We start from the raw sequence: 13,699 nt of genomic DNA, 5'->3' as shown, positions 1-13,699 counted from the left end.
TTTACAAATCAAACTGTTCTAAGGATGTGGCACTTCCCAAAAGTGGCAGCTATTACCTGCCTAATTGGTTTATCTGCCTGTGTCTCTAGTTACTCGGCAGCAAACCCCAAAACGCCGGATGAGCAAACTCCGGTGGCAAACGTTCCTACTGAAGGTAGTAGTCAAAATCTCACTGGATTATTAACCGATCTTCCTAAATCCACCCCCAACCGGGAATTACTAGCCCAAAGTTGGGATAGCTACCGCCAAAGATTTATTCAGTCAGATGGGCGGGTGATTGATTACGAAGCAAGCGATCGCTCAACTAGTGAAGGTCAAGCTTATGCTTTGCTAAGAGCAGTACTGATTAATGATCCGACAACTTTTGCCCTGACTTTAAACTGGTCGGAAAATAACCTCCAGCGCCAAGCAGCTGGTAAACGCACAGATAGTTTGTGGGCTTGGAAGTGGGGACGAAAGGAAGATGGTAACTGGGGTGTTATCGACACCAACTTTGCTAGCGATGGAGATATAGACGCGATTACTGCCTTGATTTTAGCATCACGGCGTTGGAATCAACCCGAATACCTGAAACTGGCAAAACTCAAACTACAAGATTTGTGGAACTTGTCCACTATCTCAAAAACTCAAGGTGAGCGCTACCTGTTACCAGGGCCTGTAGCTGCATTTGTCCCGAATGCATCTACCGTTTACCTGAATCCTTCTTATTTTGCACCCTATGCTTTTCGCATCTTTGCACAAGTTGACCCCCAACATGATTGGTTGAGTTTGGTAGACAGCAGCTATCAAGTGCTAGAAAATTCTACAAAGCTTTCTAACGTAGGTTTACCCAGTGATTGGGTAGCTCTAAATACCAAAACAGGACAATATCAAACCCTACCAGCATCTAGCACTCTGAAGAGTTTGTATAGTTTTGATTCCTATCGAGTCTGGTGGCGTTTGTCGTTGGATGCTGCCTGGTTCAACTCACCCCAAGCGCATAGCTATCTAGTGACATCCACTCAGCACCTGCAAAAACTGTGGAGTCAACAATCGATACCAGCACGCATTGATCTGCAAGGGAAACCATTAGTGGATTATGAAGCTACATCCCAATACGCTATGTTGTATGCCGCCATGCAGGTAGTGGAACCAGCGATCGCTCAAGAACTGCTTGTGAAAAAAATACTGCCTCAATACAAGCAGGGAATTTGGGGAGACCAATCTGCTTATTACACCCAGAATTTGGCTTGGTTAGGATTGCTACCTCCAAGGACAATTCCTCAGCGATTGCTTAAATGATATCCCCTAATGCTGAGTTAGGCACAAGCTTCCCAACTACCTTTTACTCCCGACAGATTGACTCCCGTTGATTTTTTAAAAAAATCTGATGGGATAATTTTGAAGTTCTAAAAGCAACAAAACACCTGTGCTTTTTACGTAAAAAAATTCAGTAAATTTACACTAAAATCACGCTCTACTATGAAGCAATTGTTTCATCTTTCCCAAATTAGTAAAAAAGCAATTATTGTTACTTCTTGCTTTTTTTTCTTTCCTAGTTCATTATTGAGCGCTCAAGCTCAAACCAAAAATGATCTGCAACAAGAAGTAACTTTATTAGCTCAAGCAACGACATCAGAAAATACTAGTAAAGCAGACTTAAAAGCTCCTAGTGCTAAGAACCTGGCAACTTACATCCTAGAATTTAATCGTAGTCCGATTGTGAGCAACCGGATGCGCTTGCGTGGGGTTTACTCAGAAGGTCGTCTTGCCTTTACACGTCCTCGTGGCTGGAAACTAGATCGGGGTAAGGTACAAGCTTTAATCCGTTTTCAACACTCACCAGCACTGTATGCTAATCGCTCTAACCTGACCGTGCTATTGAATGGCATCAGTGTTGGTAGCGTACCACTCAATCGCAAAGAGTCCCAAATAGGTCAAGTACTGTTCAATATCCCACCAAAGCTGCTGCAAGACTACAACGAACTCATATTGGTGGCACAGCAGAATAACAGCCTCGAATGTAGCGACCCTACTAGTCCCGACTTGTGGACAGAGATTCTGCCAGATTCCAAATTAATCTTGAACTTTGAACGGCAGCCGATTCCCCTGAATTTCAGCCGCTATCCTTATCCTTTCTTTGACGAATTCGGCTTAGAAACTAACCAAATTGCTTACTTGCAACCGAGTCAAGTTGATCAATCCTGGTTGACAGCAGCAGCTCGCTTACAAGCGGCATTGGGAAGAATCGCAGATTTTCGCCCGATTCAGACGAGCGTGGTGTCTGATGTCGCAAATGTGAAGGCTAATGATCGCTTGGTCATCATTGGCACTCCCAACGAGCAACCAACCTTAAATACTTGGAAGAATTTGCCCCTGAAAGTCATCAGCAATCAAATTCTTGATCGTGATAATAACCCCGTACCAGATGAAACAGGGGTGTTGATTATAACTAAAGTTGAAAAGAGCGGGGTTCCGGTTTTAATTGCTACTGGCAACAGTGCAAAAGCTGTGGAAAAGGCAACCCAATTTTTATCACAGCCAGACTTACGGAAAATGGGTACTGGTCAGGTGGTTTTTGTCGATACCCTCAAGGAAGGTTCGACACCAGGACTCCGCCAATGGCCTCGTTATTTGCCAGAACAAAATTCTTTTAAACTGGGCGACATCAAAACCCAGGTAAATGGTGAGCCGTTTAGTGATGTGACTGTACGTGGGATCGGAGCGCCGCCAATTGAAATTGATTTTCGCGCTTTACCAGATGATAGATTTCTGCGCGGTAGTTCCATGAATCTGGTGTACAGCTACGGGCCGCAGGTTAATCCCCGAACTTCTGCGATCGAAGTTTTACTGGATGGAGTTTTCATTGGTGGGGCACGTCTTGATTCTGAGTCGGGAGAAACTCGCAAAAACCTCAAAGTCAATTTGCCGGAAAACTTGATCAAACCCAACTCGAAACTGCAAGTTTTCTTGCGGATGAATCCGAGAGAACCGTTTGATAAACAAAACTGTCTTCAGCCACCAGATCAACAACTGACAGGTACGGTGCATTCTGATACTAGCTTCGACCTGAAGCGGGAAATCTCTACACAACTACCAGACTTGAACCTGCTGAAATTCGGTTTCCCCTTTGCTGCACCACAGGATTTGTCCCAGACAGCGATCGTCGTGCCACAAATCCCCTCGAAGACAGATGTGTTGACCTTGTTGGCTTTTAGCGAACGCTTAGGAAGGCTTAGTCAAGCAGATGCTGTCAAACTAAATGTTTATACACCGGATGCTTTGCCAACAAAAGCCCGCAAAAACGACCATTTGGTAGGAATTGGAACGCGAGAAGACTTTCCTTTTCCCGAAGTATTTAATTCCACTGGCTTCAACTTGAGTCAAGCATATTCCCGCTCCTCTGCCAATGCTGTGGTTCAGACCCCGCAGGATACACAAGGCATGATTAAGCAGATTATCTCTCCTTGGAACAGCGATCGCGTCGTTCTAGCTTTAACTTCTCAAACCGAAACTGGTTTAGAGCGAGTGCGACAAGTCCTCAATCAAGACCCGTGGTTCTTCCAACTCAAGAAGGATACGGTGCTAATTAGTAGCGATCAAAAAGACCCAATTTTCTACGATGCTGATGCCTATCAACTACAGTTTTTCCAAAGCGCCCCAAACACTCGTCGCTTAGAAAATACCACTATCCTCAGTAAAGCATCACGCTTTTTACAAGAAAATTGGCTATTGCTACCTGTGGGTATTTTTAGTGTGTCTCTAATTCTTTACGGGATTCTTCAGTTGTATCTCAAGCGCTTGACTGCTGATAAAAAGTAGACACTTTCGGTCAGGTATTGCCCATTTTAAATTTCAAAATTTAGATCCACAATGTCTTCTTCCCCCCACACACCGCCCCGGAAATCACGCGATCGCCAGCGCTTAAAATTGAGCAATTGGTTGATTGATATTACCCCTAGATTTTTTGACCGCACTCTCCAAAAAGTGGGTGTGAAGCAGTTTAAGTGGTTTATCTTACTGCTATTGGTACTCTCAGTACCACTGATTATTACTCCAATAGAAGTTTGGCAGCAGGGATTAGTAGCATTGTTTCTTGTGCTACTCGGTCAAGTGGTGATACACGCTGAGTTTCAAGAGTCTTCTTCAGAAATCAGCCACTATTATCACCTGTTTATGCTGTGGCTGAGTATGGTAACAACGCTGCGTTATTTATACTACCGCACCAGCTACACCCTCAACTTTGATGGTTGGCTCAACAGCATCGCTTGCGTATTGTTGTTCGCCGCCGAACTTTATGCCATCCTCACCTTGATATTGGCATACTTTCAAACCCTGAAAATTCAAGAACGCCAACCAGTTAATCTCACAACCATTCCTCAACAGGAATGGTTCAAAGTTGATATCTACATCCCCACTTACAACGAAGATGTGGAGATTGTTCGCAAGACTGCGGTGGCAGCCTTAGCCTGTGATTATGCTCTTGATAAAAAAAAGGTTTATGTCCTTGATGATGGTCGTCCAGAAAAGTATAAAGAGAACGACCCACGCCGAGAACAGTTTAGCAAAAGACGGGAACAGTTACGGCAAATGTGCCAAGAACTCGGCTGTATACACATGACGCGGGACAATAACGACCACGCTAAGGCTGGTAATATCAATACCGCCTTTTACAAAACCGATGGTGATTTAGTGTTGATTTTGGACTGCGACCACATTCCATCGCGGCAAATTCTCTTGCATACAATGGGTTTTTTCTTCGATCCCAAAGTATCGTTTGTCCAAACTCCTCACTGGTTCTATAACCCCGACCCTTTCGAGCGTAATTTGGTCACTAAAGGTAGAATACCCGCAGGCAATGAACTGTTCTATAAGGTACTGCAAAAAGGTAATGATTTTTGGAATGCTGCCTTTTTCTGCGGTTCTGCAGCATTAATCCGCAAATCCCACGCTTTAGAAGTTGGGGGAATTGCAGTAGAAACCGTGACGGAAGATTGCCACACTGCTTTGCGATTGCATTCGTTGGGTTACAAGTCTGTCTACTACGACAAAATTATGGTGGCTGGTTTAGCGCCAGAAACCTTTTCTTCTTACGTGGGACAACAAGTGCGTTGGGCAAGGGGGATGGCGCAGATTCTGCGATTAGAAAACCCCATTTTTAATCCGAAGCTAAACCTGACATTTGCACAACGGATTTGTTACTTTAGCGCGACTTCGCACTTTTTGTATGGCTATCCTCGACTAATATATGCGATCGCTCCGACACTCTTCTTATTATTTGGCGTTAACTCTGTCCAAGGTTTGGGTTTAGAAACTCTAGCCTACGCCCTACCCCATATTCTCCTCTCCCTTTTTACTAACTACATCATTTACAAAAACGTCCGTTTCTCCTTCTGGAATGAAATTTTTGAATTTGCGATGGCTTTCCAGGCTGGGTGGGTGACGATGTTAGCGCTGTTTAATCCAAAACTGGGTTCATTTAATGTTACCGACAAAGGAACGTCTATAACCAAACGCACCTTTGATTGGGAATCGATGCGTGGTCTTTTGGTGGTGACAGCACTTGTAGTCTCTTCTTTGCTAGCTGTTCCCTATTGGCTGCTGCTACATCCTGAAGATTGGCAAGCGGTCTTAGTCAACACCATGTGGTCTATTTTTAATCTGGTTTTGCTGATAGCTGCTTTGCTGGTTGGCTTTGAACAACCACAAGTACGTACTGCTCACCGTTTACAGCGTCGCCTCCCCATCTTAATTACCAGTAACGGTCAAACAATCATGGGCAAAACGGTGAATATTTCAGAAACTGGGGCATTAATTTCTTTAGAAACTTGGCCCAATTTACTGGAGGAAGCGGAAGTTGAGGTGATGGGAGATTATACTGCTAGCGCCTCTTTAACAGCGCAGATTGTCCGAGTCTCTCCTATTAATGACACAGAAACGCTTTTGGCTGTTGATTTTGTGAAGCTCAACGATGCCCAACGCGATGCTTTAACTCTAGTTTTGTATTCTGATGTCCGCGAGTGGTATTCTCAAAAGGGCCAGTATGTAGACCGACCCTTCGCTTCCCTTGGATTCTTAGCCACAAGTCTGACTCGGGCCTTGCGTGACGTGAAACAAACTAGCCGTAAAAAGGTACGCAAGCAGGTAAATAGCCATAGCCGACTCTACTGGGATGGTAACTTCTTCTTTGCAGTAGCCACAGAATTAGGAACAACGGGTTTGCGCTTGGAAATAGAGGATACAAAAGCCGTGTCTTCTCACAAAATGCTAGGACAACAGGATTTGCACACGATGCGAACTGTTAAACCATTAGTTGGTTTACTGTTGAATGAGGATGAAGATAACCTCTCATCTAACCGATTTGTTGCCGAAATTTATGCAGTAGAAGAACAGACAAATGGCAAGATTACGCTCGAATTAATTTTTCCAGAAAAATTCAAAGAACGTCAAGACACAAAAATTAAACAACTGTTGGAGGTTCTGTAGCAGAAGTACTTGACTAGATTTTGACCAGCGCAAGCTCCATTTCAGTCCAGATGTTGCTTGCGCTTGGGAGTGTTTTAAATTGCAAAAGTTAATTCAATTTTTGTAGGGTGGGCAGCGTTCGACTAAGCGCTGCCCACCCCACAATAAATAATTGAATATTTTTTGATTTGTCAGTCCCTAAGAACCCTTAGCAATTACACTTTGCCAGCCAAGTTCATCAACTGTTTAAAGTTTACGAGATAAATCATGTTGTTGGCGCTGTCAATTTTTATCCACCCCTTCTCATGCAGCTTTTCCATAATTTTGGTGGTTTCTTCAACACCAATTTCTGTTACCTCTGCTAAATCTTTGAAGGGAATGTTAAAAATTTCCTTTCCAAAATTCGATTCTTGACCATAGCTTTCGCCTAAAGTCACTAGGGTATAGGCGAGTTTGACTGCTGGTGGTGAAGACCGCATTTGTAAGCGCAAGTTAATTTGCCGCAATCGCCGCACCATAAGTTGTAACATCCGGTGATGTAACTGCGGGTCTTTGAACAAGATTTGAATAAAACGCTCTCTGGATACACTCAGCAAATTCACGGCCGAAAGGGCTATGACATCGGTTGAGCGTGGAGATTCATCCAAAATTGCCATTTCTCCAAAAAAATCGCCTTTACCAAAAATTGCCAGAGCTACTGAATCTTCCCCGACGGTACGCCGGACTTTGACCCAACCAGAAACAACGAAGTAAACGGCGTTACCCCAGGCATCTTCCATTACAACGGCTCGCCCAGATGGGTATTCATGTTCAATTGCAACGTTGAGCAGCCATTCCAAAGTCTGTGGGGTGGCTGTACTCATTAAGGGGAAAAGTTCACTAAAAACCTCAGTCTGCATGAAATATTTGTAAAAATGGATTCAAGAGCAGGAAACTAACTTTGTCACTATAAATTTGTTTAAACCGTAATCTTACTTAGAATACGGCAGCAAAATATGTACCTATTTGAGTTGAACTCTAAACTTGATCAGTCTAGAGTTCGATTACAACATAACAATTATGTATAAAATTGGAATCAGGGATTGCACTTACAGAACTATGATTAGAGGGCAAAATGCCGAAGTATTAATCAAAACTTTAGTTGTGGATATAAAGCCTATTAGTATAAAAAAATATATCGAGCGTCAAGTGCCACAAGACACAAGGCGTCCAAGATCAATCCCATGCTTTTAAGCGTGAGTTCCTTCTGCTTTTTGCCTCCTGACTTGAAAGTTGGGAGTAGGGAGTGGTGACTTGTACTGAGCGACTTGTGCCGAGCGTTCGCGTAGCGTCTCCAAGAGTTGCCGAGGTAAGCCGAAGTAGTGGTGAGTGGGGAAAGACCACTTTCATGCTTGGTTGTGAAACTTGCTTCATCGGGACTGCCTTCTGAAGTTCTGCTCTAGTAACTGAGGCATGAGGGGATGAAAAGGCAAAGGGGAGGAATTTCCTATGAATTCTCCCCTGCTCCCCATCTCCTACTTTGGTACACCACCTTAATTGAGCAACTAAATGCTTCACAGGCTACTCCTGGCTTCTTAAAGCTTGGGCTACAAGATAGATTTTTGTCCATTCGCCTAACACTTGATGGGTTTTGAGTTTTAACTGTTGGCCTATTGCTTCTATTGAGTTACCTGCTTTGCGCAAATCTAGAATCTGCCGCCCCAGAGGAGTCAATTTTTCATCAAGTTGCTGCCATTGGTTTTGGCTTAAACCCAAGTTATGCTCTTGCAAAGAAATTGAGAGCCAATTGTCTACTAGCTCTGGTTTACCTTTGAGTGCAAAAACACGCACCGCGTGATAACTAATTTTTTCTCGCAGACGGTATACTTCTTTAGTCTGCTTATTTAATCTGTGGGCAATCTCTTCTTGGGATTTACCTTGTAAATACAGTCGTAGCCACTCTACTGCGTCTGTTCCCAGATTTTCTTGTAAATAATTTTCAAATTCTTTTTGTACTGACTGACGCAGGATTTGTTGTTCCTCTAGCTGTTGTGCTTCAATAAATTCTGCGATCGCCTGACTATCGACTAAGTTAACTCGATTGTCATTGTCGTCTGTGAGAACTTCTTCTGACACCAGTCTAATTAAGTCACGACCTGGCACTTGGGTTAAGCCACCGCGCTGAGTGCGACGCAAATAATTCACAAACCGATAAGCTAATAGGGGTTGATTGCGTACTGGTCGCAGACAATATTCTTCTACACTGGCAAATAGCAGAGCATCTCCCAATCGTCTATCAGTTGTATATTTGGCAATATCAGCCATTTGCTGTTGCATCTGGCTGTCGCTTTGCAGTAATTCTTGGAGTACTTCTTGCAACACATCCATCACACTACGCTGGCGATCGCGGCTGAGGGCAACCCAAGTCTGAATTTTATTCCGTAATGTTACTAAACTCCCCAATCGCGTTATCAAGTTCCGATAAGCACGTTCTCGCCCTAGCCCCAAATAGCGTTGACGTAAAATTCTCCAGCGATATTCCATCGCTTGCTTGGCGATATCGAGTTCTTTAGGGTTAAACAGATCAAACCGTTTGGAGTCAGATTCCAACAGCCAGAGAATAATGCTTTGCCTAGCAGCTTCATTTTGGTCTGGACATTCCGCAGCCAAGCGCTTTCGCCAATCTAGAGCTAGTTGTTCCACATCTGTTGTCATAGTGAGATTGCGTTCCTCGAAACTCAATTTTGAAGTTTGCATCACAACCCCCATTCGTCCCACCTAATTGTTTAACTGGCAACCTGCCCGGATTTCATGAGTCTCATGAAAATAGCTCAGTGATTCCACTTTTATTACGTCTTAATTCACTAGAATTATGCAGAAATTTCTATATTGATGTTTTGCTTACAATTCCAAAACGCCCCAAACCCATACCTATAAAGCTTTTGGGGCTATTTTTTAATTTAACCTTTTTGTAAAGTTATATTTTGTAACTGAGATAGAAATTTGCCTACAGTGGTGGGAATACACCTTTGTACGAGATGGGTTGAGGAAATCTGAACATTTTGTAACTGAGCCGAGGAACGAATCTAATTTAACTCAATGCCAGGCGAATTTCACCCGTATAAATTTCAAGGCTCTACAAGCCCTTACGTAGAAAAATACTTAGTTAAATCTCAATACACTTGGTGTTGGTGATATTTCGCCCCCCCCGGAAGATCCCCCAAACCCACGCCAGTCGCTCATGAGGCAGCCCTGCCGTGGATGGGTTTCCCAGAATAAAGTAAGTACGTGGAAACCCTTAGAATTATATTAAGTTAAATTTCGTAATATATTTTATTCAATTAAGTGTATATACGTAAATGAGCGTTTAAGAGGATGTTTGGTAAGCCGTTGTATAAACCTTAAATAAATTCTTCAATGAATATTATTGCTATAGCGTGGAATCAGACCGAGTATACCAGATGGCGATGTCTACGAGGGGCTACGCCTACGCTATTCTGGATAGTAGGGATTGATAGGTCAATTTATCCTTTCTAAACTAGCTTCATCCACAACTGTGCCTCTAAGATTGGCAAGTTATTCTTACAACTTTTACATTCCCAAAAATGAATAGTCAACAGCCAATATTTATTTTGACTATTGACTTTGACTGTTGCTTTCCCTCTGCTTCAAAATTCAACTTATGCAAAATCTAAAAACAGAAAAGTTTGCAATCCTCTAAAGTTTTGATAGTCAGAAGTCTGACAAGAAACTTCTCTTGAAATTCATTTATGGGAATTTTTTGTTTTGAATTCCCCCACAGGAGGTTAAATCTATCGACTGTTGGATCTAACAATGGGATTTTCTACAGATTCTCGATAGCCTTGGACTTGTTCTGTGTAAGCAATTGGTAGAACAGCTTCAACGTTTTCATGGGGACGAGGAATAATCACCCAGGATTCTAATGTACCGCCATAAACATTTTCTGCGGCTTCAACACCAGCAGCCATAGCGGCTTTTACTTCAGAAACATCACCACGAATATTAACTGTAAAGCGAGCGCTACCTACTCTGATATAACCAACGAGGGTGACTCGACCAGCTTTTACCATAGCATCTGCTGCTGCTAGCACCGCAGGGAAACCTTTCGTTTCAAGTGCTCCAACTGCCTGTAATGACATTATTAATCTCCTGTATGAATAAACGATATGGGGGCTACAAATTAATTGTACGAAGCTTCGCTACAGATTTTAATAGCAAAATTGCTTAGAACATGCGGAATGGTTCTGATTCTTCAGTGAAATGGATTGGTAATATGGTTTCCACATTTTCTGGGGGATTGGGAACGATGTAGTAGGTAATTACTGTACCAACTTTGACTTGCTCTCCAGCTACGATTCCGGCTTCAACAGCTCTATTTACTTCAGAAACGTGTCCCCGGACAGCGACTAACAAACGAGCGCTTTCTGCTTGACCATAATACACAATTGTGACTGCGGCAGCTTTGACCATTGCATCTGCTGCTGCTAAGACACTAGGAAAACCTAAAGTTTCAATTACGCCAACGGCCATTGGCATGGCATTAGCTCCTGGATTAAGGGATAGGCGATTTTAATTGTACGTGGCTTTAGTCCCAATTTTGACATTTTGGTAAACTTTCTTTGATGTGATAATTTTTGGGGGAGTGGGGAGTAGGGAGTAGGGAGTGGGAAGTAGAGACGCGATTAATCGCGTCTGTACAGTTAGGAGTTAAGAGTTGGGAGTGGGGAGTTAGAATGTTTTGATAGTCGCTGGTCTATGTTTTATGTATTACAATTCATATTTCAGCGTGTTAGTTTGTGTAATTTTGTTGTTTAACAAAATCAGCAATGCGTGGAAGCAAGCTAGTACGATAAACTTAAATTTATGTTTCCGAATTTTCTTTCTAAAGCAGTTGGGCAACTGACAGAATCTGCCTCGATCGCACTAGCTCAAAGTATTCAAAGTTCTGCGATCGCTACTCCTTTAATTAATCAACCAGTTACCACAACCTATGTCAAGCAAGGAAGTGGTGGAACTCCTATTTTATTAATTCACGGCTTTGATAGTTCTGTATTAGAATTTCGGCGGCTTTTGCCACTACTCTCTGGAGATAATGAAACTTGGGCTGTGGATTTGTTGGGTTTTGGGTTTACAGATAGACTCTCAGGAATTGCTTATAGCCCAACTGCGATTAAAACCCATCTTTATTATTTCTGGAAAAACCTGATTAAGCAACCTGTAATTTTGGTAGGTGCTTCGATGGGGGGTGCAACTGCAATTGATTTTACGTTGACTTACCCAGAAGTAGTAAAAAAGCTGGTGTTAATTGATAGTGCTGGGTTGGCGGGTGGTTCCCCATTAAGTAAATTAATGTTTCCCCCGTTTGATTATTTAGCAACTCAGTTTTTGAGTAATCTGAAAGTGCGCGAGCGCGTTTCCCGCATTGGATATAAAAATCAAAGTCTTGCCTCTGTGGATGCACTATCTTGTGGTGCATTACATCTACAAATGCCGAGTTGGCATCAAGCGTTGATCGCTTTCACTAAAAGTGGTGGTTACAGTGCTTTTAGATTTAAAAAAATATCACAAATTGTGCAACAGACGCTAATTTTATGGGGCGATTCCGATAAAATTTTGGGTACTAGGGATGCCATGAGGTTTAAAAGAGCAATTCCACACAGTACCCTCGTCTGGATTCAAGATTGTGGTCATCTCCCACACCTTGAACAACCACAAATTACTGCACAGCATATTTTAGATTTTCGATAATCGTATTTGAAACCCAAGAAACCTGATGCATCTATTTAAACTTATTAGGTGGATTTAGTAAGAAGGTGTTAAAACAGTAAAATTGCCTATCAAAGCAGCACAACTATCAATAATTTTTCTATAAGGCTGAACTGTAAAATTTTTGAACTATTGCTAATTGCTTCTGTTAGAGCTACTATTTTTTTAATATAGCGATTCTCAGTTGAGTGAAATACAAGAACCCCACCCCCAACCCCCTCCCCGCTCTTCGAGAGGGGGCTATGATGTACCTCATTTGATTAGGAAAAGCTATAGTTTTACTTTCACAGAATTTTAGGAAACTCTGTAGCTAGAGCGATCGCAAACCTCTCTTTCAGACAGACAGCAGTTTATTAGGGTAGATTTAAAAATTTCCTAAAAAGTCAGTTTCTAGAGAAATAGCTATGAAAATAGAGAGAAATAATAGTCTGGACACCTTAAAAGCACTAAGCATTGCTTTTGTTTTCATTTGGCATTTACGACCATTTAAATTTATTATAAATGATTCTACTCATGGTTTCGTACTGATTATTGCTAAAATTTTGAGGGGTTTGGAACTGCAATTATCTTTAACAGCTGTTCCGATTTTTTATATTGTTTCTCTTTACTTATTTTTTCAAAAATCAGGTAGTGTAAAATACCTTCAAAAGAGAATTACTAAACTAATTAAAATTTATTTATTCTGGGTTATTTTTCAGAATATATTTTTTATTATAGCTACGAGAAAAATCCCTAATTTATCATGGAAAATCATTATAGGTTTAGAACCAAGCTTACCAATTGTTGGTGATTCAGTTTTCTATTTTCTATTTAATATAATTTGTTTGACAATTTTGGCCTTTTTATATAAACTCATAAAATCAGATTATCTAAAAAGTATAGTATCTTGTACAGTAGTAATATTTTGTTTATTTTATTTTGAAGCCTGTTGCTTACTAAATTTGAGTATTCCTTATTATTGGCTAATAAATTTTGTTATTTATATTCCCATAGCTTTTTACTTAACTAATTTTCCTAATAAATTATTAAATTTCAAATTTTATTACCTAATTGCATTTATATTGTTTTCATTCCATGACATTTATTTGCGTACATCTGGCTATGACTTAAGCATTTATGGAAGAATTGCCATTATTTGTGGAGCCATAACTATTTTCTGTTATGTTTATTCCCGAAAAGAAATAAAAGAAAATTTCTTAGTACAAAAATTATCTAAATACTCTCTTGGTTTATTTTCATTACATAAATATTGGCAATACTTATTCTTATTGCTCATTAAACCTTATCAAGTCGGTATAAATATAGGAGTTTTTGGAACTCCTTTGAGTAGAATATTTATAATTGAAGGATTTTTTGTTGTAGTTTTTACTATTTTATCAATTTATTTATTGAGGTTAACTTCTTTAAAGCAGTTTATTACTTAGTAAGTAAGCTTTATCTGATTGAATGATTATAGTACACTCTGGCGGAATTTTGCCTACCTTTGACA

The 13,699-nt window shown here is 41.2% G+C and carries 10 protein-coding genes; 5 read left to right on the top strand and 5 right to left on the bottom strand.

All coding sequences use genetic code 11. The features are described 5' to 3' along the window. The first annotated feature begins 24 nt into the window (after positions 1–24). The 3 genes from LC653_RS30535 (at position 25) to bcsA (ending at position 6,465) form a co-directional block, all read left to right on the top strand. Positions 25–1,281 (top strand): family 8 glycosyl hydrolase, encoded by a 1,257-nt coding sequence (locus tag LC653_RS30535; protein ID WP_233718655.1) that lies wholly within the window; start codon positions 25–27, stop codon positions 1,279–1,281. Positions 1,282–1,461: 180 nt separating this feature from the next. Further along, positions 1,462–3,801, top strand: a complete 2,340-nt coding sequence (locus LC653_RS30530) for a cellulose biosynthesis cyclic di-GMP-binding regulatory protein BcsB (RefSeq protein ID WP_229498382.1) — start codon at positions 1,462–1,464, stop codon at positions 3,799–3,801. Between the two features lie 51 nt (positions 3,802–3,852). Beyond that, a complete protein-coding gene (gene bcsA / locus LC653_RS30525) occupies positions 3,853–6,465 on the top strand; it encodes a UDP-forming cellulose synthase catalytic subunit (protein WP_229498381.1) in 2,613 nt (870 codons plus the stop codon). 194 nt (positions 6,466–6,659) lie between these two features. Here bcsA and LC653_RS30520 read toward each other — a convergent pair whose 3' ends face one another. The 5 genes from LC653_RS30520 to LC653_RS30500 form a co-directional block, all read right to left on the bottom strand. Further along, positions 6,660–7,343, bottom strand: a complete 684-nt coding sequence (locus tag LC653_RS30520; protein ID WP_229498380.1) for a Crp/Fnr family transcriptional regulator — start codon at positions 7,341–7,343, stop codon at positions 6,660–6,662. Between the two features lie 316 nt (positions 7,344–7,659). After that, entirely contained in the window at positions 7,660–8,001 is a 342-nt protein-coding gene (locus tag LC653_RS30515) for a hypothetical protein (protein WP_229498379.1), read from the bottom strand. Positions 8,002–8,004: 3 nt separating this feature from the next. Further along, entirely contained in the window at positions 8,005–9,192 is a 1,188-nt protein-coding gene (locus tag LC653_RS30510; protein ID WP_229498378.1) for a HetZ-related protein 2, read from the bottom strand. Positions 9,193–10,235: 1,043 nt separating this feature from the next. Next, positions 10,236–10,583 (bottom strand): carbon dioxide-concentrating mechanism protein CcmK, encoded by a 348-nt coding sequence (locus LC653_RS30505; RefSeq protein ID WP_109011757.1) that lies wholly within the window; start codon positions 10,581–10,583, stop codon positions 10,236–10,238. Between the two features lie 85 nt (positions 10,584–10,668). Beyond that, the gene (locus tag LC653_RS30500; RefSeq protein WP_118167459.1) at positions 10,669–10,980 is read right to left on the bottom strand and encodes a BMC domain-containing protein; all 312 of its coding nucleotides are present in this window, start codon (positions 10,978–10,980) and stop codon (positions 10,669–10,671) included. Between the two features lie 327 nt (positions 10,981–11,307). Here LC653_RS30500 and LC653_RS30495 point away from each other — a divergent pair, with 327 nt between their 5' ends. After that, positions 11,308–12,192 (top strand): alpha/beta fold hydrolase, encoded by an 885-nt coding sequence (locus LC653_RS30495; protein WP_229498377.1) that lies wholly within the window; start codon positions 11,308–11,310, stop codon positions 12,190–12,192. 422 nt (positions 12,193–12,614) lie between these two features. Then, positions 12,615–13,634, top strand: a complete 1,020-nt coding sequence (locus LC653_RS30490; RefSeq protein ID WP_229498376.1) for an acyltransferase family protein — start codon at positions 12,615–12,617, stop codon at positions 13,632–13,634. The last annotated feature ends 65 nt before the right edge of the window (positions 13,635–13,699 follow it).

It is taken from the genome of Nostoc mirabile CHAB5784, from assembly GCF_020829645.1.
Taxonomy (GTDB): Bacteria; Cyanobacteriota; Cyanobacteriia; order Cyanobacteriales; family Nostocaceae; genus Nostoc; species Nostoc mirabile.
This window is presented reverse-complemented; position numbering and strand designations above follow the sequence as displayed.

What these genes read in the sequence shown, in the direction of transcription:
- LC653_RS30535 (WP_233718655.1), top strand. Translation starts at nt 25, where the DNA reads ATGTGGCACTTCCCAAAAGTGGCAGCTATTACCTGCCTAATTGGTTTA.
- LC653_RS30530 (WP_229498382.1), top strand. Translation starts at nt 1,462, where the DNA reads ATGAAGCAATTGTTTCATCTTTCCCAAATTAGTAAAAAAGCAATTATT.
- bcsA (WP_229498381.1), top strand. Translation starts at nt 3,853, where the DNA reads ATGTCTTCTTCCCCCCACACACCGCCCCGGAAATCACGCGATCGCCAG.
- LC653_RS30520 (WP_229498380.1), bottom strand. Translation starts at nt 7,343, where the DNA reads ATGCAGACTGAGGTTTTTAGTGAACTTTTCCCCTTAATGAGTACAGCC.
- LC653_RS30510 (WP_229498378.1), bottom strand. Translation starts at nt 9,192, where the DNA reads ATGGGGGTTGTGATGCAAACTTCAAAATTGAGTTTCGAGGAACGCAAT.
- LC653_RS30505 (WP_109011757.1), bottom strand. Translation starts at nt 10,583, where the DNA reads ATGTCATTACAGGCAGTTGGAGCACTTGAAACGAAAGGTTTCCCTGCG.
- LC653_RS30500 (WP_118167459.1), bottom strand. Translation starts at nt 10,980, where the DNA reads ATGCCAATGGCCGTTGGCGTAATTGAAACTTTAGGTTTTCCTAGTGTC.
- LC653_RS30495 (WP_229498377.1), top strand. Translation starts at nt 11,308, where the DNA reads ATGTTTCCGAATTTTCTTTCTAAAGCAGTTGGGCAACTGACAGAATCT.
- LC653_RS30490 (WP_229498376.1), top strand. Translation starts at nt 12,615, where the DNA reads ATGAAAATAGAGAGAAATAATAGTCTGGACACCTTAAAAGCACTAAGC.